Source organism: Undibacterium paludis (assembly GCF_022568815.1).
Taxonomy (GTDB): Bacteria; Pseudomonadota; Gammaproteobacteria; order Burkholderiales; family Burkholderiaceae_D; genus Undibacterium.
Window position 1 is genome coordinate 1 of the sequence record NZ_JAKZHX010000008.1, and the last position, 22,429, is coordinate 22,429.

Genomic DNA, 22,429 nt, shown 5'->3' on the forward strand with positions numbered 1-22,429 from the left:
GACACTATACTTCGTGCGTCCTTGTTCGTTGATGTGGTGGGAAACCGCAATTTCCCATTACATTAGTACTGGCTTTCATCGCAATCTCTGTCGCAATTCTAATCTTATGTTTCATCCAATTGACAGCGGGATCTTCTTTGCTATCGCGCCGTGACAGTAACTGAACTGGATATTGGTCAAGATCCAGTGGTGCTGGACATGTCGTAAGTTGCGACATGTGTGAGAGCGCAGCTGCTGCATGGCTTGGGAGCGTAACCACAGCTCGCGTGCCCACCAAAAAAGCAGGAACTGCCGAAAAATGCGTTAGCGCTGTATAGACATAGCGTTGCTTTCCTATCGCATTCAACGCCGTATCTACGATGCCTGATCGCCCCGAAAATGAAACAAGTATGTGAGGCAGTCGAACGTAGTCGTCAACGGACAGGGGCAGCGCAACGTCAATCGCATCTGCGTCCACCAAACAGGCATATCCTGCATTACCGATCTGTTCCTGCGTGATCCAAGCCCGACTTGCTGCACCTGACACAACTGCTAGCTCGATTTCCCTGTCGTTGAGTTTCTGTTCAACCGTATGACTGTTTGTTTGTCGGAAAATCAATGAGACATTCGGGCCTTCCTCCCGGACAAGTCGCGATAGGTTTGGACCGATCGCAAGCTCGAAATCATCTGACATTCCGATCGAGAAGTTGCGAGTCGTGGTTGACGGATCAAACGTCTGAGGTTGCTTAAGCACTTCCCATAAATGAGCAACCCCAGATTCCAATTGTTCGACCATTGCCAGAGCGCGTGGTGTCGGCTCCATGCCACCGTTTGTACGAACGAACAATGAATCGCCACACGTTTGTCGCAGACGTGCAAGTGCCGCACTGGTGGCAGCTTGACTGAGTGCTAGCCTAGACGCGGCTTTCGTCACGCTGCGCTCTTGCCACAATGCCAAAAAGACGACGCAAAGATTGAAATCCAGTTTTCTAATATCCAAAATATTGATTTTCATATTCATTATAATTTGTTTGATAAATATTTTTGATTATAGCAAACTGCCCAGTATGGTTTATATGGAGGCGACGATGGCAAAGCATAAAGTGGCAGTTGTACAGGCTGGATCGCGTGTGTTCGACACGCCAGGAACACTAGATCGAATGGAAGTGCTGTGCCATGAGGCCAGCCAAACAGGCGCAACGCTTATCGTGTTCCCTGAGGCTTATGTTGGCGGTTATCCAAAGGGACTCGATTTCGGTGCTTGTGTGGGCATGCGCACCGCCAGCGGAAGGAACGATTTCCTTCGCTACTGGCAATCTGCAATCGATGTACCAGGACCAGAGGTGCAACGAATAGGCGAATTCGCGGCTCAAGCCCAAGCGTATCTGGTCGTCGGTGTGATCGAACGTGAAGGAACCACACTGTATTGTTCGGTCCTATATTTCGGCCCAGACGGCTTGCTGCTCGGTCGGCATCGCAAGCTAATGCCAACCGCAAGCGAGCGTCTGATCTGGGGGATGGGCGATGGGTCGACGCTACCAGTGCTGGACACTCAACTCGGAAGGGTTGGTGCCGCCATCTGCTGGGAGAACTATATGCCTGCGTTGCGTATGGCAATGTACAGTCAAGGTATCGGTATCTGGTGCGCACCGACCGTCGACGATCGAGAGATATGGCAAAGCTCAATGTGCCATATCGCTTACGAAGGGCGCTGTTTTGTTCTGAGCGCTTGCCAGTACCTCACACGTGATGACTGTCCGCAGGATTACGAGTGCATTCAAGGAGTCGCGCCTGACATGCCGTTGATCAAGGGGGGGAGCGTGATTATTAGCCCGCTCGGACAAGTACTGGCTGGTCCCATATATGGCAGCGAAGCGATTATTTCCGCTGAAATCGACATGGACGACATCGTGCGTGGAAAATTCGATTTGGATGTCGTGGGGCACTATTCAAGGCCCGACGTATTTGAACTGAAAGTTGATACGAACGCACGCACCGCGGTTGCAATCGACAAGCTTCAGCAATCGTACAATCCGGAGCCAAAGCCGACGGCTGTTCGGGTTTGTGGCGCACCTGACATTTTAACTCAAGAAGGAGTATAGGAATGAACTTGACCCTTCCACATATTCAAGCGGCTGCGGAGTTGCTCAAACGGCGGCTTGGAGCCTCTCCGCTAGTAACTGTAAATCGCTGGAGGACTGTAGGTGATGCTCAAATCGTAGTTAAGGCCGAAAGTTTGATGCCGACCGGGTCGTTCAAGATTCGCGGTGCAACTTGGCGTGTGTCAACATTAACGGCAGAAGAGCGTAGCCGGGGAGTAGTCGCGTACTCGACCGGCAACCATGCGCAAGCAGTTGCGAAGGCGGCAGCAGATGCAGGTATCAAGGCTACTATCGTGATGTCCCCAGATGTGCCGCTCGCCAAAATTGATGCCACCAAGGCTTGGGGAGCATTTGTGGTCATGGCAGACTCAACGTCCCATGCACGGAGAATCCTGGCAGAGAGCCTTGCTGAAGAACATGGGTACGTGTTGGTTCCTCCATACGATGACATGGAAGTGATGGCGGGGCAGGCATCGATTGGTGTTGAATTGTTAGCGCAACTAGCAGACAAGCCACCTGGTGCAGTGTTTGTTCCAATCGGGGGAGGAGGTCTACTTGCTGGCGTTGCCGCTGCAATCAAACAGTTAGCCCCTGAGGTGAAGGTTATCGGTGTTGAACCCGAACTGGAAAACGATGCATACAGATCCTTTCACGAAGGCAGGCTATCCTCAATGAAAGCACCAAGCGAGAGCGTTGCTGACGCGATCAAGGTTCAAAGTCTAGGGAATTTGACATTCCCATTAATACGCCAATACGTAGACGATATTGTTACTGTCAGTGAATCGGACATCATGTCCGCCTGCCTTCGCTATTATAAAGAGGCGCACCTAGTAGTTGAACCCGGTGGAGCGGTATCTCTAGCAGCGGCATTTTGTGATCAATACAAGTTTCCGAGCGACACTCCAGTGGTGGTCTTGGCTTGCGGTGGGAACATAACGCTGGAACGGTTGACCCAGCTCCAGATGAACCTAGCTCAAAGGAGTAATGCAACATGAGTGCGTCCAACATTAGGGTAATCGGCTACGAAGAAATTCGGTGTTTGGTTGGCATCGCAGACATTCTGGAACCCGTCAAGGAAAGCTTGGTCGCGTATAGCGCCGGTCACACAAGCGCCTCTCAGATTGGCTTATTGGCACTGCCGGATAATGGAGAAGTTCATATTAAATCTGGTTACTTGAAGGCAAGGCCGTACTTTGTGACCAAGGTTGCAACCATGTGTCCCGTTAACAGGGCTTCTGGGCGACATACGTCTGATGGTCTAGTAGCGGTGTTTGATGCAAAGAGTGGCTACCCTGTGGCCGTCTTGCATGATCGCAAGTATCTTACCGACATCCGTACAGCCGCAGTCGGTGCTATAGCTGCGGAATACTTGTCGCGCAAGGATTCCACAGTGTTGGGAATATTGGGTACCGGTGGACAAGCATTTCTGCAAACAATGGCTGTCTTGCTGGTCAGGTCGATCACCGATGTCGTGGTATATGGGCGAGATAGAGACAGAACTCAAGCTTTCATCGATCGCATCCTTCGCGAGGTTCCGTCTCTTCGTGTGCGCCGTGCTAAGTCTCCACAAGAAGTTACGATGGAGGTTGACATTCTTGTGACGGTGACCGCATCAACAGATGTCCTCGTGAAAGGTGCATGGCTTAATGCCGGATTACATGTGACCGCTGCAGGAGCCGACGATGAGCACAAACAGGAACTAGATTTTGATAGTATCGAACGGGCCGACTTACGTTTCGTCGATAGTAAAACGTTGTGCGAACGCTATGGCGAATTAGCCTTGTATACGAAGACGAAAGGTGTATCGCCGCCGGTCAACGGCGAACTTGGGGAGCTTATTTCAGGAAAACTGCAAGGTAGAAGTTCGCGCGATCAGATCACTCTGTCTAAACATGTTGGAATAGGCGTTGAGGACGTTGTTGCTGCGGAAGCCGTTATGAAAATACTTCAGCGATACGCTGAACTCGATTTGGGGTGATAGGCCGAAACTCTCAGAATTTTTGAAAAGCCAATAAATAATTCCTATTCAAGACACGCACCGATGGGATCCATCGGCGTAGCATCGGTATTCATCCATAGTAGCCAACCTACTTCAAATGCCTGTATTGTACCTGTGGTTACTATAGCGATCCGTCAAGATGGTGCTGATGAGGCGCTTACCATGCATGCAGCATGCATTAATAGTCTCTAGAAAGATCTATCGCGTCAAACTATTCAGAGTCAATTACAATGCCATCTCGCACACAATGGAGCCAATTTTGAAGACTATTCTTAAACATCTGATGATCATTGGAATACTGCTTACTGCATCCTTAGCACAGGCAGCAGCACCGACACCAGAGATGAAACAAGCTTTAAAGGAATTTATTGAAGTTCAAAATTTGGAACAAGCCTGGATAATTATTATTGAGAACGCTGCAAAAAATGGCTCTGAAGAAGTGGTCAAGGGGGCAATGCGAAAATTAGAGAGTAGTAGTTCTTTATCTGAAGTTGAGCGCACCAGGATTAAAAACGTCATCTTGGAAATGACACCAACAATCGCGAATGAGGTGACTGCCTTTCATAAAAATTTAGATGTAAAAACCATGGTCACTGAGATGATTGAAGCGATTTATCCAAAATATTACAATGTGCAGGAGATACGCGATTTGACCATGTTCTATGGCAGCATGGCTTTCAGAAAAACTGCAATATTTGGTCGTGAAATTGCCACAGAAAGTGCCATCACTGGTGAAAGTAAGAGTGTACTCTGGCGTCGCTATGACAGCAAATTCACACCACAGGAAACCAAGCAAAAACTTGAATTCGCCAGCTCGGCAATTGGACTTAGGCAAAACGCAATCGGTGCGAAAGTCAATGCTGAATGCCTAGATTTTTTCTATAATCGTACTACGCCGGAACTGATAAAGATTGCAGATAGATATGGCGAAGTACTGGCAAAACGACTCAACCCGTAGGACATTCTGTAGCACACTAAGTCCCCTCGTGAGATGAGGCATCCCTGAATTTCTGAACAACTGAATTTGATCTGACAAATACCGTCATCAAATCGGGTAACTGTCAGATCAGGTCGCGACTACTGCAAATTAAGCGCTAGAAACAATTCGTCGTCAGCCGCCCCACCTATCATTGACCACTGACCTCGGCCAGACTAGCTCTCCCATCACAAGTAAAGAGGAGCAGCATGAAACGAGATCAAGCCAAGCGACAGCAGTGGCAGCAGCACATTGCCCAATGGCAGCAGAGTACACTAAGCCAGCGTGCCTTTTGCGAACACGCAGGCCTCAAGTTCGCCACCTTCGACTATTGGCGGCGCGCCCTCATTGCCGAACAGGCTGTTGATAGTCTGGTAGCATCTCAATCGCAGCAGCCCGGCATGGCGCTGTTACCCGTGCAAGTGACATCTGCTCCTTCTGGCCCCACAGGGCTGTTGTTGCGCAGCCCGCAAGGATGGGAACTGCGCCTGCCGTCCGAAGTACCGGCCGACTGGCTGCTCACCCTGCTGCGTGGCCTGTGATGCAATGGCAGGCAGACGCCATCTGGCTGGCGGTACAGCCAGTGGACATCCGCGCCGGGATAGACCGTCTGTCAACCTACGTCCAGCAAGCCCTGGGGCGTATGCCTTGTGACGGTACAGCCTACGTCTTCAGCAACCGGCGCCACACACGCCTCAAAGTAGTGTGCTGGGATGGTAATGGCGTGTGGATGTGCGTACGCCGCCTGCACCGTGGTCAGTTCGTCTGGCCCAAGCCTGGCGAGCTCAGTTGGCAATTGACTGCCGAGCAATGGCAATGGCTGGTAGCGGGCGTCGATTGGCAACGTCTGTCGGCACCCGCTCCGGTCGCCTGGACACTGTAACAAGCCCTGTTAACTTCGACGCGATTCTGTTAACATGACGACATGGATCTGCTCGAACAACTTGCCCTGACCAACGCCGACCCTGCGCTTATTGCGCAGTTGACGGCCATGCTGGCGCAGAAGGAAGAACAGATCGCCTCGAAAGATGCTCAGCTCCACGTCCTGCAAAGGCAGCAGGATGTGTTGAGTGCCGCTGGACACGCCAAGGACATCAAGATCAAGGCACTGACGCTGGAACTGGCGCATCACAAGCGCATCCGCTTCGGCAAGGCCAGTGAAGCCTATAGCGGCGAGCAACTGGATATGTTCAACGAAGCCGTCGATGCCGACCTGGCGGCGCTGGAAGCGGAGTTGGAAGTTCTGCAAGCGCCACGTCCAGTCAAGCCGCGCAGCCGTGCCGGTCGCCAGCCGCTGCCCAGCGACCTGCCGCGTATCGAACACCGCCATGAACCAGCCTCTTGCCTATGTGCAGCCTGCGGACGTGGCCTGGTCAAGATCGGTGAAGATATCAGCGAACAACTCGATGTCGAGCCAGCACGTTTCTTCGTACATCATCACATTCGCCCTCAATATGCCTGCCGTGGCTGCGATACAGTCACCGCAGCAGCGACCCCGCCAGCAGTGATCGACGGCGGCGTGGCCGCTCCCGGTTTGCTGGCCTGGGTGGCGGTCAGCAAGTTTGCCGATCATTTGCCGCTGTACCGACTCGAACAGATCGCTGCCCGTCAGGGTGTGCCGCTGGCACGCTCTACGTTGGCCGAATGGATAGGTAAGCTCGGCGTGGCTTTACAGCCCTTGAGCGAGCGACTGGCCGAACTGCTGCGGCAACGGCCTTGCCTGCATGCTGATGAAACACCGGTACGCCAGCTTGATCCCGGGCAAGGCAAGACCAAACATGCCTACTTGTGGGCCTATCGCTCTAACCATCTGGACCAGGGGCCAGCCATGATCGTGTTTGACTACCAGATCGGGCGCGCCGGTGCTCACGCACGCGCCTTCCTCGGAACCTGGCGCGGTCATCTCATGGTGGATGACTATGCCGGTTACAAGGCGCTGTTCGCCGACGGCGTGACCGAACTGGCTTGCCTGGCCCACGTGCGGCGCAGGTTCTTCGAGTTGCATGCGGCCAACGGCAGCCCGGTGGCGGCCGAGGCACTGCGCCGCATCGCCACCCTGTACGCCATTGAGCAAGCGGCCAAGAGCGAGACGGCCGAAGTGCGCCTGCAACGACGGCAAACGCAAGCCAGGCCGGTACTCGATGAGCTACATTCCTGGCTACAGACGATGCAACAAGCTGTCGCACCAGGCAGCGGCACGGGCAAGGCTATTGAACACGCACTCAAGCGCTGGCCGGCGTTGGTACGCTATATCGATTCGGGCACGCTGCCGATCGATAATAAAGCGATCGAAAACGCGATACGTCCGATTGCCATTGGCAAGAAGAACTGGCTGTTCGCGGGTTCGGAACGTGCAGGCCGCCGTGCTGCCGCTATCCAGACCTTGCTGGGCACGGCAAAACTCAATGGTCTTAATCCAATGCAATGGCTCACCAGCGTCCTGGAACGTCTCCCGACGTGCCCTAACAATCAGATCGATTCGCTTCTGCCATTCCCGAACTCTACTCCGTTGTAACTTCTTTTTTTACGTGGGGCGGCTGGACGCTTACCCCCAGGCAGTGTCACTGGCGACATTACCGTTCTTGTCGTAGGTGAGCTGACGCCCCTGGCTGGCATTAACATTGGCATTGTCTGCTGCGGTGGCGTTGGTACTGCCTTCTACCAGGTTTTGTCTTTGCATGCCGTCATAGGCGTACCAGTTGTCCTTGGTCGCTGCAGCAAGTGCAGCTTGCTCATGCTTGACTGTATGCTTCCGGCCTGAGATGGACACATTGCGCGTGGTAACGCTGACTGTTTCGGTTACGTATCCTGTTCTTCGCGCAACAATTGGTTAACTTCGTCTGCTGTTTCAAATAGAAATTCAGGTTTAAACTCTACTGAAAGTCCATTAAATTTATTTGAGAGTTCCTGCCAAAAAGTCAAAAAGAAATCTTCCCGGATAATGACTTTTATTTTTGACACATTGCCACGAAATTTACTAAGTTGTGAGTTAACTAAGTTTAGAATCGTCAGTTTTTCAAGCGTAATCCATTGCTCACGCATGAAATTTATCGCTTCAGCTCGTAAGTTAGCGTTTACTGCTTCCAAACTGAAAATTGCCCATCCCCAATTATCGTGAGTAGGTAACGCATTTATTTCTTCATCCGTAAAAATTTTTGCGCCACAATTCGAGCATGTCTTGTCGCCTTCAGAATATTTCCCGCAAATATCACAAATTGTTTTCATACTGTAGATACAATAAACTATCGATGAATTTCTTGATGAGGAAGCACATTGCCGGCTGTATCCACCACGCCGGCTCCATCACTTTGCGGTATCTTGCCACTGGCGTCGTGGTTTTCATGGGTGATGGTTTGACGGTTGTCGCTCTGGTGAACGCGACCAGCCGCCCCATCGATGAATCGGAGGGAGTCCTGTCCTTAAATCCCAATGTTGATATTAAGGCATCTCTGATTGAATCCAAAATCGCAAAGTTAATTCTAAAAAATAAATTACTTATAAATGGTGTACCGGACTTAATCAGAGGTTCTTTCATCAAGAAAGCATTATTGGTAGCGCTAGAGTCGCCCCGTCAATAAATGACCAAGTTATACCAACTAATTTCTTCACAATGCCCGGATCTTTAGTTAAAAATGGACGAAGAAACCCATCAAATTCTTCAGAAAATTCAACTGACCGAATTCCTGAAAAATCTTTCGCGTGCGCGACAAAAGAAAGAACTTCTCCGTTAAGCAAAAAATGATACATCATTCCACCAATCTCATCCGAACGATTTATGGATTGCAAAAATAGTTGATCAAAATTAGTAGACATGTAATAACTCCCGTTTTTATTTTTTACTTCGTCAAATTGGATGATACCTTATGGCTTATATACAGAATAACCTGTCCATACATTATTGAATTCATTTTGTAGCATTTTATAGCTTGTTTGTTTCCAAGGATCGCGAATCAATACCAAGCCTGCATTATCAATACCGTCTACCACGACCCAATGGCCAATAGGGTTTCCACGTTCAAACAAAAATGCGGACCAAGAACCTGTTTTATTGAGTGCTCCAAAGCTAGAGATATCAACACCAGCCCCCATCCAGCCCTTATCGACAGAATTCAATTTTCCAGCCAAACCTTGGGCTGAAGTTGTCTCGCCTCCAAATATTGACTGTTCAATTATCACCCCTCGATCGGCCAGCATTGTCTGACCGCATGCCTGTCCACAAGCTGTTTTTGTTAATTGTTGCGAAACAGATGAGTTAGGAACTTCATTAATTACCGGCCAATTTCCACCTGCACCTGCACGTTCAAGACCTATGTCCGTACTGTACGAAGCCAATTGACCGGTATCACGCAAAGCACCAACTTTCCCAGCATTACTCCATGCACTGTATCCTCCTGCTAGAGCCATCATCGCGTCAGTTCCATACATACCAAAGCGCTGCGCATCATTGCTCGGCGTCCATGTATGAAGTTGCCAAGGCTGCGAGCCACGGAAATTCTGATACACGTCATTCGATACCAATCCTAATTGGTTAGCAATTGCCAAGTACCCTTCTGCAGCTAGCTTTGTGCCAGTAATAGGTAAATTGACGGCATAAGGGCCTATATTCAAAAAACTTTTAAATGAACCTGTACCCGCTCCTAATGGATCATCCCAGGCAGCTTTAGCCGTACGAACTATAGTCTCACCAAACGGATCACGCACCTGCCGATTATCGACTTGCACCCATTCAGTTCCCACAACATTTCCTAACATATCGGTGATTGGGCGCTCCACCATGCCTGGCCCATTTCCCCCATTTCCAGAATAAGCAATCAGCCCGGCAGTTTCTGAACTACGGCCACCGTACCTCATATAGGTCTCGGCCATTATTGCATTTCCTAATTCAGTATTTTTACGCCCTAAAATCTGGTTTTCAGAATTTGCATAGTTTGCGCTTTGCAATGCTATTTTTCGTGCATTACTAGAATCTAAAGCCGACTGGCCCAGCGCGGTATTGTCACCACTACTATTTCCATCAGGGAGGATGTATTGCATGCCAGCCTTGATAGCATCGGTAGTTAACCCGTTCGCCGCCATAAAGTCACCTATAGCTCCAGCATCACTCGTCCCAAGCATTGAAGAAATGCCTTTACCTTTTCCTGCGATCATAGTTGTTGGCGAATCTTGACTTTCACCAAAACCCATTGCCTGATTTGACCAGTTATCGATTGTATCGGCATCGTTATCCACCACACTGACGTTGTCGTTACCCGATCCACCACCTGTTGTATCTTTGGTCGTGGTATCCAGATTCATTGAAGTGTTACCAGCACCAGTCATTACACTGTCACCTGGCTTGCTCCCGCCTGTTGTGCCATCACCTGCGCCACCAGTATGCGTTTCATCACCTGCCGTCACATGATTATCTGTGCCATTACCATTGCCAGATGTTCCCGTGCCCCCATCCTGTGACCCAGTCGTAGCGACATCTTTCAATGCCGTGTTGGCGCCATCAGCGGTCTTGGTATTGCCCAGGTTTAAGGTGTCCTGATAACCATTAACCTTCGCTACAAGCTTACCGTCTTCGCCACTGTTTTTGTCGACGCCATCGCCTGTGGTTTGATCGAAGGTGTTGCTGTCTGCGATGTCCTGATCAGTTGGCTGGTGTTCTTTTTCATAATCCTCGACCTTTTTCTTGAGGTCAGCGACTTGTGTCTTGAATTGGTCGGCGGGGTCTTGCAGTGCATCGACCTTGGCTTTGAGCGCATCGATCTGGGCCTGGGCGGCGGCAATCTTGGCCAGGGCGTCGGGGGCGGTCGGGTTCCAGGTCTTCTCGCTGGCATTTGTGTCGGTAAGCAACTTGGCGACCTGATCTCGCAAGGTCTTGACTTGCCCCGTCAGGGTATCGAACTGCGTGCCGGCTTCGGCGATCTGTGTTTTGAGTTCGTCGCTTAAGTCAGGTTTATACGCCAGTGGGACCAGATCGGCATCGGCTGTATAGAGCACGACATCTATTTTACCGGGGGCCAGGTTCAACGCTGATTCATGCTGATGCAGCTGTAACAAGCTATTGATGTAGGGGTCGCCAGTCGTTGCTGTGGTGGCGCCCGATGATCCGGTGCTGCTAGTTGCAGTTACTGCGTTACTCGCCAGTGTGGATTTGGTACTCGTGCTGGCTGTACCAGTACTACCTCCTGGCGCAGTTGGCGCAGGTGCTGGCGCAGCAACGGGTGCTGCTGGTGGCGGTGCACTGTTACTGCTGCTCGCCTGCAGCTCTGCCATGCGCAGATTATTGACCAGTGCCTGGGTTGCTGATGTGCTGCCCTGCCAGGTTTCACTCTTGCCTGTACCGTTACCTTTATTGCTGGCAAAGTTGTTGCCAGTCGTCCCCAGGCTGCTATGGAATAGCTGACGGTTGATCAGCAGGTTATTGGTCACCACACCGGCTTGCTCACTTTGGATGATCTTGCCGCTGGCGTCGTGGTTTTCATGGGTGATGGTTTGACGGCTACCGCTCTGGTTGCTGTCGGTCACGTCCAGTTCGATGAGGTTGCCGTTCACATCATAGTTGTACTGGCGGTTGCTTTGTCCACCCAGACTGGCCCATTTGGCATTGGTCTTGGTGGTCAGGACGCTGCCTTGCAGGTAAGCATCTGCCTTGATTTGCTGTAACTGGACTTGCAGGCTGTTACCGGCATTGTCATGGCTGGTATAGGCTTGCAGATGGCCTTCGTTATCGTATTGGGTGTAGTCGGTTTGCAGACTCAGCTGGTTCTGGGCATTGCGCACGGTCTCACTGAGCAGGTCGCCATTGGCGTTATAAGCCTTTTGGTTGTTGACGGCGGTTTCAGCCGCACTGGCAAGTTGACTGCTCTGTAGCGCCTGCAGATAGCCTGGGGCCATACTGTTGTTGATGCCTTGCTGCACCAGCCTGCCATTGCCATCGTAATAGCGCTGGTCAACGACGGTTGCGTAGCTTGCAGCCAGACGCTTGCCCGTCGTGTCATAGCTGGCGACAGCGATGCTGGTGAGGCGATTGGCAGCATCATAGCTGAAGTAACGGGTGATCAGGCCTTCGCGTATGAGGTAAGTGGTGTGGCTGGTGTCGGGTTGGCCGTCGCTTCCCAGTGGGATCTGGGCGACCAATTCCTTACCCCAGGCAGTGTCACTAGCGACATTACCGTTCTTGTCGTAGGTGAGCTGACGCCCCTGGCTGGCATTAACATTGGCATTGTCTGCTGCGGTGGCGTTGGTACTGCCTTCGACCAGGTTTTGTCTTTGCATGCCGTCATACGCATACCAGTTGTCCTTGGTCGCTGCAGCAAGTGCGGCTTGTTCATGCTTGACCGTGTGTTGCGTACCAGAGATGCTGACGTTACGCGTCGTCGTTGATGCTGCTTCGGTCTGCTGGGTCTGGTGTTGGTGGAGCAGATTCCCGTTTTTGTCGTAATCAAAGGCAATGGCATAACCGCTCTGGTCATCGACTCGCGCCAACTGACCAAGGGCGTTGTAGCTGAGCTGGTTATCTTGCAGGCTGTAATCGGCCTGAATGGTCTGTTCGCGTACATGCTGGCCCGCCAGGTTGTAGCTGTACAGGGTGGTCTTGTCGAGGGCAAGGTCGCGGATTTGCGTGACCTGTCCCGCATCGTCATAGTGGTAGTTGAGGTTTTGTCCGCGTGTGCTGGTTTGTTGTTGCAATTGCCCGGCATTGTCATAGGCGTAGCTGGTGACAGCGCCACCAATATCGGTATGGCTTTGTAGCTGGCCTGTGCTGTTGTAGCGCCAGGTGCTGATAGCGCCATTGGCGTCTTGTGAGGCAGTCTGGTGGCCCTGGCTGTCGTAGGCAGTTTGCCTGACCTGGCCCATGACTTGTTGACTGCGTACGGTATTGCCACGCAGGTCGACGTCATAGAGAGTTGTCTCGCCATTGCCGTTGGTGCTGCTCAGTACATGGCCTGCCTGGTCGTAACTGGTGCTGCTGACCAGGCTTTGCTGGTTGCTTGTCAGGATACCGTTGCTGGTGCTGGATTTGACTACAAGGTCGGTACTGGTCGTGAGCAGATGGCCCAGATGGTCGTACTGGTAACGGCTGGTATTGCCATTGGCGTCGGTCTGGCTGCTTTGTTGGCCCAGGCCATTGTAGTAATGCTCAACGACACCGCCATCCGCGTGGGTTTCGGTACGTAACTGGCCGTTGGCATCCCAGGACTGGCGGTTGGTGTTACCTACAGCATCAGTGCTGGCGATCTGGCGGCCAAGCTGGTCATAGTAAAGGCGGGTGACAGCGCTGTCGGCAGTTTGCTGACCTGTGGCATCGGGTGCTCGCTGCTCTATCAACTGGTTATTGGCATTGTACTGATAGGTGGTGATGCCGTTGAAACCGTTCAGGTCACTGCGGCTGGTGAGATTGCCCCAGCGGTCGAAGTTTTGGCGGATGACTGGTATCTGGCCATCACGTGTTGTTTCAACAATCGTGGTGACACGTCCCAGCAGATCGTACTGGTTCAGTGTGCGCCGCGTACCTGTCAATTGTTCGGCCTGTTGCGCATTCTGGATGGTGGTCAGCGGATCACCATTGCCCAGCTGGAGGCTGATCTGGTTGCCACCTGTGGTGCTATAGGTGGCAGTCTGGTGGCCTTGCACGTCGTATTGCATGACTCTGGTGACGCCATCGCCGCCATCGCTGCGCCACAAGCGTCCGGCATTGTCATAGTCGTAGTGGTAGGTTTGCTGACCATTCGTACCTTCACTGATGACATCGCCGAAAGCATTGTAGGCAGCTTCTTTACGAACTACGCCTGCTACCGCCTGTGCAACCGTGATGATTTTGCTGCCATCACTACTGAGCTGGCTGGTGCTGGCGGGAGTGATGCTGGCGGTGCGTCGGCCAAGGGCATCGTATTCATAGGCGGTAAACAAGGTATGGACAACGCCGTCATTGCCACTGACACCCATCCAGTTTTTGCGCAGATGGTTTTGTGCATCATAGGACGCAAAGTGATTGGCACCATTGGCGTCGGTATTTTGTACGACGTTGTTATTGCTGTCATAACGGGCCATGCTGATGCGGTCGTCGCTGCTGGTGCTGCCTTTGGTGTAGCCCAGACTGTCGGCTGCGGTGGCGCCATTGGCGTACTCGGCCTTGGTGACGACATTACCAAGGGCGTCGCGCTGGTATTCGGTGAGTGGGCGCAAGGTCGTGCCTGTTGCGGTACTGACCGCTGCCTGTGCAATGGCACGGACACGTCCCAGGGCATCGTAATAGCGGTAGCTGCGATTGCCGAGTGCGTCGGTGGTTGCTACCAGGTTGCCGGTGGCATCGTATTCCTTGGTGGTGGTCAGGTCGGCACGGCTGCGCTGGCCGGTGGCGAGGTTTTCTGACCCGTCGTTATAGCTGACGTTCAGGCGGGTCTCACTGGTCTGGCGGTTAGCCTTGTCGTACCCGTAGACGATGCTTCTGTCATCGCCACTGGTGGCTGGTAATACCAGATTGCTGGCCTGACTGTCCGTGGCAGACAGGGCGGTAGCATATTCAGTAGTGCGGGCGATATTACCTGCCGCGTCGTAAGACTGTGTGCTGACGTAGCCGAGGGCATTGATGGCTGCTGTGCGGCGACCGTCTTTGTCATAGAAGTAGCGGCTAGTGGTCCAGCTATTGCTTTGCGGATCAGCCAGCACCGAGGTCTGGGACAGGCTGCCAAAGGCATCGTAACTGTAGCGTGTGACGCTGTTTGCCTGGACGCTGGCGGCACCCGCCTGGCCATTGTTGACCCAGGTGGCTGGCCCGGTGATTTCAACAGGACGACCAAGCAGGTCATACTTTGTGGTGCTCGTGCGGTCTTGTTGATGATCCATGCCCGCTAAAGCGGCACTGATCTGGCTGGTTTGTGGTGCCTGCTGTGCTGTTGCTCCAGCGTTGAGCATGCTGCTGATGTTGACTGCGTGGGCATACCTGGTCTCAGTACTTGTATCGCCGAAGCTGTTATAGGTATAGCCGGTGGTATTCCCCAAAGCATCAACGGTATAACTGATGCGGCCAGCCTGGTCGTAGCTGCGATAGCTGGTATTGCCCGCAGTATCGCGGCTGGCAACGACATGACCGAAGCTGTCATAGCGCAATTCCGAAGTCAGCGTGACATTGCTTTCGGTGCGGGCGGCAAGGCCGGTCGCGCCATTACCAGCCAGGTTGTCGGCATCGGCATTATAGATGGCAGTAGGTGGATAGATGGTTTTAGTAAGACGGCCAAGGGCATCGTATTCGTATTGCGTGACACGTTGTTCAGGACGGCCGGCTGCCTCGGTACGGCTTCTGAGGTTGCCTTGCCCATCGTAAGTCATCCTGGTGACGATACCCGCCTGCACTGTGGTGCCGCTTTGCAGATTGCCATTGGCATCAATGGTGACACTGGCCAAGGCAATAGCAGGCGAAGTTCCACTCGCCAACCGGCCAGCCTCATCATAGGTGTAAGTCCAGGTGGCTTTTAATTTATTGGTGTAGCTGGTCTTTTGGCCGAGGCTGTTGTAGGTGTAGCTTTCTGTATTGCCAAGGGCGTCGGTGACGCTGAGCAAATTACCGGCATTGTTATACTTATATCCGGTGAGACGGTCTTTAGCAGCATCTGCGTTGATGGCTGCCTTGATGGATGCGGCATCGCTGTTACTGACAGTGACGGCATTGGCATATTGCACCGTCTGCTTGAGGTGCTGGCCCTCATAGACGTTTTGCGTGACATAGCCTTGCGCATCAACTTTGTAGCTGAGGCGATTGGCTTCATCATAGGCGCGGCGCTCTATACGGTCCTGCGGGCTTTGTTTGCCTGTCATCATGCTGACGACGGCATCTGCCCTGGTGCCAACAGGGACAGCACTGACACTGATGCGGGTGGCGTAGGCTGTTGTGGTAGTCAGATTGCCGACTTTGTCATAGGTGTAGCCGGTGACTGCACCATCAGCAGCAATCTTGAATCCCAGACGACCAGCTACATCGTAGGCATAGGACTCTATCCTGTCCTGATCTGAGGTCGGTATGGCGGCAAGGCTCAAATCAGCTGCTGGCGGTACGGCAATCCTGCTTGCGTACTGGATGGTGCGTACAACGTTGTTGGCGCCGTCATAGGCATGACCGGTGACTTCACCAAGTGCATTAACTTCCAGTGTCTGGCGACCATCCTTGTCGTAGTAACGATAAGAAACCTGGTCATTGGCGCTAGTTGCCGGGATCAGGGCGGCCAGGCTGTCGTTATTGGCGGTGGCGCTGATTGCCTTGACGGCTGTCGGCGTCAGGGCAAGCGCATAGCGGTGGACCTGACTGATACGGCCATTCGGGTCATAGGCGGTGGTGGTGACGCCGCCTGCGGCATCAATGCTAATGGTCTGGCGGTTCTGGCTGTCGTAGGCATAGTGGCTCACATTGCCATTGGCGTCAGTTACGCTGATGACGTTGTTGTTGGCGTCATAGGCGTATTTGCAGCTGATGGTGGTGCCACCATCCTGTGATTCGCTGATACGGCGGCCCAGGGCATCATAGGTATAGCTTTGCACCAAGGAGGCATCGTTGCCATTGCCCTTCTGGGTTATCTTTAGGGTCTTGCCGGCTTCGTCGTAGTTGTATTCGGTGATCAGGTGCAGACCATCGGGGTCAACGATGCTTTGCAACAGTTGGCCTTTGTGGTCATAGACCAGTCTGGTGACTTTGTTGTCCGCATCGGTGATTTCGATCTGACGGCCAAAGGCATCGTATTTGTAACTGGTGACCAGGGTCTGGCCGCCTGCCATGACCAGGGTTTTGCTGGTGAGGCGGTTGGCATCGTCGTAAGTGTAGGTGGTGACGTTGCCGTTTTCGTCTGTGCTTTGTTTTAGCAGGTCGGCTTTGTCGTAGAGATTGCTGGTTGCATTTTGACCAACCGATGTACCAGTCTGATTGCCGTCTTTATCCTGTATAAAACTCGTAAAAATCAAGCCATCGGAAGTATTGAAATATTCTCCAAAACGTGTTTTACCCAGCCCTGATGTATTACCTTCCGCTGAGGTGGCATCAATACGGTTAGCAGCACGTGTTGATGAGTACTGGTAAGTTGTCGTGTTACCTTTGGCATCTGTTTTTGTCAGCACCCTGCTGAATGCATCATAACTTGCATGCGTCGCATTACCGCTCGTCACATCCTTGATTTCAACCACTTGACCGAGACGGTCAAACTGTTGCTGCGTGACATTTCCCATAGCATCGACCGTGCGCCAGGCGCGGCCAAAGGCGTCATAATCAGCATGCACGGCCTGACGCAGGTCGGCGGTATCGCGTATCGTATCCGTGACCGAACCTCGTTTATCGTAATGCAGTTCAGTTTCAATATGTTTGACATCGATGACTTTGATTTGTTCGCCAAACTGGTCATAGGTGTACTTGGTCACCTGGTTGTTGGCATCGGTCGATGTCGCTATCCGGCCATTGAGGTCATAGGTGTAACTGGTGTGGATATCGTCGGTCTGGTTCGCCAACGCCTGGATTTGTTGAGTGAACTCGGCAGTTTGCAAGCCACCTGTCAGTGTGCCCAGCCCTGTCAGGCGGGTGGCGTACTGAACGGTATCTGTCAACTGGCCAAGGTGGTTGTAACGATTTTCCGTGACTTCACCCAAGGCATTGATGGTGTGCGTCAGATGGCCTGCCCTATCGTAGTAATACAAAGTGCGGTGACCATTCTGGTCGGTGCTACTGGTACGGCGATTGGTGGCATCGTAGGTGTAAGTGATGCCATAATCTTTCCAGAGTTGGCTGATGGCAGCCGGGTCGGTGGTATTGCGTAACAACTCGCTGCCATTACCAGCCATTTTGCTGATGACGCGGCCAAACTTGTCGTAGGCAAGTGTAGACGCTCTACGATATGCTGGTAAATCATCTGCAACACTAGTCGTTAGCAACTGACCGGTTTCTCCATCATAGGTGAATTTCGTGGTCGTACTAAGCACTATCCCTACTCTACCGGCAGCGAGCAATACTTCAAGCGATACACGATTTAATGCATCATAGGACTCTGTTTTGATTTGATCCTTGTATGGGACCGCTGCAGGTTTAATTGCTCCCCAACTCAACGACGGATTGACAGAAGCAAGCTTGGTCGCATAACTGGTTGTCTGTGTGACTTGACCATTCAGATTGTATTGATATTCAGTGGCAAACCCTTCCGCATTCACACTTCCTATTAATTGGTTCTCAGCATCGTAGAAGTTGTAGCTGATGGCATCACTGGACGGATTTTGGGTGACGAGTGCGCTAAACACGCTGTTGACCTGTGCACTCTTGTTGGCCATCGCATACGCGATCGTGCTGTTCTGACGGCCAGCGCTGTCATAGCGATACTCGACCAGTCCACCTTCAGCATCTGCCGTGCCTATCAGTCTCTGGTCCTGATCGTAGTAGCGGTAGCTGCTGCGGTCTTTGCTGTCTGCTGCTAAGATGATGTCTTCTGCTGTGGCATTGACGCCTACGCTGGACGGATTAATGGTGTTGGCGCGCTGTATCGTGGCAACCAGTTTGCCAGCGACGTTGTATTGCAGCTCTGTCACTTCGCCCAGCGGGCTGATGGTCTTGGCAATGCGGCCCAGTTTGTCGTACAGGGTACGGACTATCATGTCGCTGGCGCTGGCTGTTACCGGGATGTTGCTGACATTGGCTGGGGCCGGGGTATTGCTACCCGTTTGGACAACCTGGGCTTTGAGTTGCTGGAACTGGGTATCTGTCAGGGCATTGGCACGAGCGATGGTCTGGACTTTTTGACCCAATACATTGTAGATGTATTGGGTGACTTCTCCTTTGCCATTGATGTCGGCCTGGACATTACCAGCCTCATCGTAGATATGTAGTTGTTCTACGCCTGTCGGGTCTTTGGCATAGACCAGGCGGCCCAGGGCATCGTAACCATAGCTGGTGGTGAGTTCGCCACCAAGGCTGCTGCTCAGTAAGTGGCCTTGATTGTCAAACACATGGGTGTCCACGCGACCACTGGAATTGTGCTGGACGATTTTGTGGTTGGCATCGTCATACTCGGTGTAGCTGGTTTTTTGCAGGGCGTCGGTGGTGCTGAGGACGCGGCCCATGCCGTCGTAGGTGTAGCTGGTCTGATTGTTCTGACCGGCTATGGTCAGCAACAGATTGCCCGCTACGTCGTAAGCGTATTGGGTCTTGCTTTCTGTACCATCTTTGATGCCTGTGCCGTCAGCACCAAGCTTGGCATAGGTGGTGACGCTGGTGAGCTGGCCACGGGTGTTGTAGCCATAGTCGCTGCGGGTGGTGTTGCTTTGAGTCTGAGCTGTACCCCAGCTTTGCAGTTGATCGAGCGTTGGTGCGGCAGATGCAGTCAGACCAGCAACAGGGTAGCTGGCACTGGTGTAGTGGATTTCTGCTGTCTTCTGCCCTGCGCTGTCGTAGCGTTGTTCTGTGACGTTGCCAGCAGCGCTGATCTGGAAGCGCAGGTTGTGGTGTTCGTCGTAGAGGTAGCGGCTGGTTTGTACTCCTGTAGCCTGGTTGCTGCCTGCTGCGGGGGTGAGGCTGCTGGTGACGAGGTCGTTGTTGCTGTTGTAGGTGTTGTCTACGCGGTTGCCCTGGGCGTCTGTCTTGGTCAGCAAGTTGCCGGCCGTATCATAGACAAAGCTGGTGATGTTGTTTTGGGCATCGGTGAGGCTGGCGATGTTGCCTGCGCTGTCGTAGGTGTAGCGTACTGTGGCTGTCTGGCCATTGGTGGCAGGAGCCGTCACACTGTCGAAGCGTCTGTCTGTGGTGAGGGTGTAGACGGTGACGTTGCCAAAGGCGTCGGTGACTTTGGTCTGGCGGTTGGCAGTGTCGTAGTCAAACTTGGTGGTGTTGTTGTCCACGTCGCTGATGCTGGCAACACGGGATTCTCCATCAATGGTGATGTAGGTGAACTTCTGGACGCTGCCGTCAGTCTGGGTGATGCTGTCGATGAGCTTGCTTGCACCTACGTAGGTGTAGCTGGTGCTGTAGACTTTGCCATCGGCAATGCTGGCGTCTTCTGGACTAAGGTCGAGCTGGACCTGACTCAGGCGGTTTTGGACATCGTAACTATAGCGGGTGTTGCTGGTGACTTTGCCATCTGCGGCAACGATGCGTTCCTGACTGAGGTTGTTGCCTGTGTAGATGAATTCTACCGCTTCACCATTGGCGCTGGTGATCTTGGACAGGAGATCACCGTTGTAGCTGTAGCTGGTGGTGTTGCCGTTGGCGTCGCTGGCTGTGGCGAGTCGCCATGTGTCAGCGTGAACCGTATAGCTTTCTTTGTTTTGGGTAGAGGGATTCGTCCAGGTCCAGGTGGCTGTTCCGCTATCGTAGGCCAGGGTATCAAATTTGCCTGACCCGGCATGGGCGATGTAGGTCTGGCTGGTGGCGTCAAAATCATAGGTTTCCAGGCTGTTGTCAGCACCAGCACGCTGAATGGTGCTGCCAGGCTGATTGATCGTGCCGGTCTGGTTGATGATGCGGCGGTAGCCATTGATCCACCAGGCGTCTCCATTGTCGTCAGTCAGTTTGCCCTGGCTGTTGTAGGTGCGCAGAACTGAAATATCATTACCACGGCTTGATACAAAGGTATCCTGGTCCAGCACGACGAGGTTGCCGTTGGCAACATTCACATAGCTTTGTTCGCCAGTCTTGCCTTGCCCGGCTGTGCCAAGATTGCCTCTCTGACCAGAATTGGCTAAAGACGTTAAATTCAGACCTGTACTGTTTCCACTGACAATTGCGACCATGAACTATCCTTTAATGTGCAAATTCGCTGCTTACATGGCAATGTTTCACTTCATTCAATTGCCAACTCATAAGCAACTTATCTAAACATTTCGGAATTTGTTTAGTCAAAATCACAAATAATTTCTATTTGCATATTATATTTTGCCAATTTCTTTTTGGCATTATAATATTTAACAAATATTCACATGGTTCAAAATAAACAACGGCAGCTCTGATTTCAGTTTTATCTGCTGCATGGCTTTATTTGTACTAAAACAGTTTTCCCTCCTTTTGCACTGACCCTGCCTATGCCTATTTTTTTCCCGCACAATACGGTAATAATCCTTGATCGAATGACGAAGCAATGAAGACGGAAAGTATTAACCACCTGGCTGCAATGTTACGCACGCAAATTGACTCGATGCGCCGCACCGGCAAGCCACAACAGGGGCAAGGCAATACGCTTAAAAAAGAGCCGGTGCAAGCAAGGAACAGGCAATCAACTGCAAAGCAGGATGTGGCCAGCCTGATTATGCAAAGGGCGGCTGAGATTGCGTCAGACGATGTTCACCGGCGGCGCAAGACTTTCAGGGTATTTCTGGAATCTGTCTTGCTGGGTGAATTAGGCGAAGGCCTGGTTGCTGATCCCAGATTTTTCAGGATGGTCGATGATATTCAGCATCAGATGGAAGCAGATGGGGAACTTGCACCGGTGATTGCGCAGGCGGTCGATTTGTTGTTGGCGCCTGGCAAATAAGCGCTTCAGTACCAGAAGATGGGCCGTGTCTTCGCAGGATATGTTTGATGACCTAATAGACCAAATCAAGCTGGTGTCGCGTCATCAGTTGTTGTTTCAAATTCCTGAGCGCTGACTGATGAATCTGTGCAATGCGGCTCTTGCTTAATTTCAGGATATCGGCAATTTCTTCAAAGGCGATGTTTTGCAGATAGTGGTAATGAATGACTTTTTTTTCTTGTTGCGGCAGTTGGTTGACCAGCGCCTGTATTTGCGTCTGTACCAGATGAGAATGTCTGTCTGATCGGATGAGAATACTCACTTGATGGTCAACGTCAATATAAAACGTACTGTATCGGCGCCTTGATAGCTACCGTAATAATCGCCAAGTATGCCTTGATTGCCAGATTCACTGGCACTACTCTTTGCTGATTCTCTGGCCAGCAATGTTGCCTGTGAGCGCAGTTGCGTAAGATTGATTGAACTTTTGGCAGATGCATCTGCTTCGACGCCGGCTGTGATTTTAGTGTTTGATTTTTCTGTCGCCTGAGGCACGGGCAATTTGTCGGGTGAAGTGGTGCTTGTTGTTGCTGACTTCTTTGCCGGATGCGGCGTTTCTTTTTGAGGCTTAAGCGGCGGCTCTTGGTGTGCAGGTTTTTCTTGTTCAGTTTTTGGTATCAATGGATAGCTTAGCTTCACCACAGACGTCAGGACAGTTACGTCTGTTCTTTGTGTAGCATTATCTGGCGAGTATGGTGTTAAGATAGGACCAGGAGCAGTACGTGCATCGCCAGGATGGCAATCAGCGGCCATATACGGATGGCTGTGCCCCCATGCAATGATTGCTGTATTGAAGACATTCACATATCCCCTGACCTGACGTGGTTCCTGCATTGAGGGCACAAAGGGCATGATATGACAA

The 22,429-nt window shown here is 52.0% G+C and carries 15 protein-coding genes; 8 read left to right on the forward strand and 7 right to left on the reverse strand.

Annotation, left to right across the window (positions count from 1 at the left end; genetic code table 11):
* Positions 1–4: 4 nt before the first annotated feature.
* Entirely contained in the window at positions 5–1,000 is a 996-nt protein-coding gene (locus LZ463_RS14225; protein ID WP_241456482.1) for a LysR substrate-binding domain-containing protein, read from the reverse strand.
* A 67-nt stretch (positions 1,001–1,067) separates the two neighbouring features.
* On the opposite strand from LZ463_RS14225, the gene LZ463_RS14230 reads away from it, so the two are divergent.
* The 7 genes from LZ463_RS14230 to tnpC all read left to right on the forward strand — a co-directional run bounded on the left by LZ463_RS14230 (position 1,068) and on the right by tnpC (position 7,571).
* Positions 1,068–2,081 (forward strand): carbon-nitrogen hydrolase family protein, encoded by a 1,014-nt coding sequence (locus LZ463_RS14230; protein ID WP_241456483.1) that lies wholly within the window; start codon positions 1,068–1,070, stop codon positions 2,079–2,081.
* A 2-nt stretch (positions 2,082–2,083) separates the two neighbouring features.
* Positions 2,084–3,076: a threonine ammonia-lyase gene (locus LZ463_RS14235; protein WP_241456484.1), complete on the forward strand. Its 993-nt coding sequence runs from the start codon at positions 2,084–2,086 to the stop codon at positions 3,074–3,076.
* Positions 3,073–4,059: an ornithine cyclodeaminase family protein gene (locus tag LZ463_RS14240; protein ID WP_241456485.1), complete on the forward strand. Its 987-nt coding sequence runs from the start codon at positions 3,073–3,075 to the stop codon at positions 4,057–4,059. The genes LZ463_RS14235 and LZ463_RS14240 overlap by 4 nt, the downstream gene beginning before the upstream one ends.
* Positions 4,060–4,339: 280 nt before the next feature.
* Positions 4,340–5,038, forward strand: a complete 699-nt coding sequence (locus LZ463_RS14245) for a DUF2059 domain-containing protein (RefSeq protein ID WP_241456486.1) — start codon at positions 4,340–4,342, stop codon at positions 5,036–5,038.
* 227 nt (positions 5,039–5,265) lie between these two features.
* Positions 5,266–5,598 (forward strand): IS66 family insertion sequence element accessory protein TnpA, encoded by a 333-nt coding sequence (gene tnpA / locus LZ463_RS14250; protein WP_241456487.1) that lies wholly within the window; start codon positions 5,266–5,268, stop codon positions 5,596–5,598.
* Entirely contained in the window at positions 5,598–5,939 is a 342-nt protein-coding gene (gene tnpB, locus LZ463_RS14255; RefSeq protein WP_241456488.1) for an IS66 family insertion sequence element accessory protein TnpB, read from the forward strand. Before tnpA ends, tnpB begins: the two co-directional genes overlap by 1 nt.
* A gap of 42 nt (positions 5,940–5,981) precedes the next feature.
* A complete protein-coding gene (gene tnpC, locus LZ463_RS14260; protein WP_241456489.1) occupies positions 5,982–7,571 on the forward strand; it encodes an IS66 family transposase in 1,590 nt (529 codons plus the stop codon).
* A 30-nt stretch (positions 7,572–7,601) separates the two neighbouring features.
* Here the strand turns inward: tnpC and LZ463_RS14265 are convergent, their stop codons facing one another.
* The 4 genes from LZ463_RS14265 to LZ463_RS14280 all read right to left on the reverse strand — a co-directional run bounded on the left by LZ463_RS14265 (position 7,602) and on the right by LZ463_RS14280 (position 20,791).
* Positions 7,602–7,826, reverse strand: a complete 225-nt coding sequence (locus tag LZ463_RS14265; RefSeq protein WP_241456490.1) for a hypothetical protein — start codon at positions 7,824–7,826, stop codon at positions 7,602–7,604.
* A gap of 29 nt (positions 7,827–7,855) precedes the next feature.
* Positions 7,856–8,281, reverse strand: a complete 426-nt coding sequence (locus tag LZ463_RS14270; protein WP_241456491.1) for a DUF2318 domain-containing protein — start codon at positions 8,279–8,281, stop codon at positions 7,856–7,858.
* Positions 8,282–8,590: 309 nt separating this feature from the next.
* Positions 8,591–8,869, reverse strand: coding sequence for a hypothetical protein (locus tag LZ463_RS14275; RefSeq protein WP_241456492.1), 279 nt, complete (start codon positions 8,867–8,869; stop codon positions 8,591–8,593).
* A gap of 48 nt (positions 8,870–8,917) precedes the next feature.
* Complete coding sequence (locus LZ463_RS14280) at positions 8,918–20,791, reverse strand: hypothetical protein (protein ID WP_241456493.1); 11,874 nt, start codon at positions 20,789–20,791, stop codon at positions 8,918–8,920.
* Between the two features lie 344 nt (positions 20,792–21,135).
* Between LZ463_RS14280 and LZ463_RS14285 the strand changes: the two genes are divergently transcribed.
* Positions 21,136–21,528: a BAR domain-containing protein gene (locus tag LZ463_RS14285; protein ID WP_241456494.1), complete on the forward strand. Its 393-nt coding sequence runs from the start codon at positions 21,136–21,138 to the stop codon at positions 21,526–21,528.
* 52 nt (positions 21,529–21,580) lie between these two features.
* Here the strand turns inward: LZ463_RS14285 and LZ463_RS14290 are convergent, their stop codons facing one another.
* Entirely contained in the window at positions 21,581–21,829 is a 249-nt protein-coding gene (locus LZ463_RS14290; protein ID WP_241456495.1) for a sigma factor-like helix-turn-helix DNA-binding protein, read from the reverse strand.
* Complete coding sequence (locus LZ463_RS14295) at positions 21,826–22,371, reverse strand: hypothetical protein (protein WP_241456496.1); 546 nt, start codon at positions 22,369–22,371, stop codon at positions 21,826–21,828. Before LZ463_RS14295 ends, LZ463_RS14290 begins: the two co-directional genes overlap by 4 nt.
* Between the last annotated feature and the right edge of the window lie 58 nt (positions 22,372–22,429).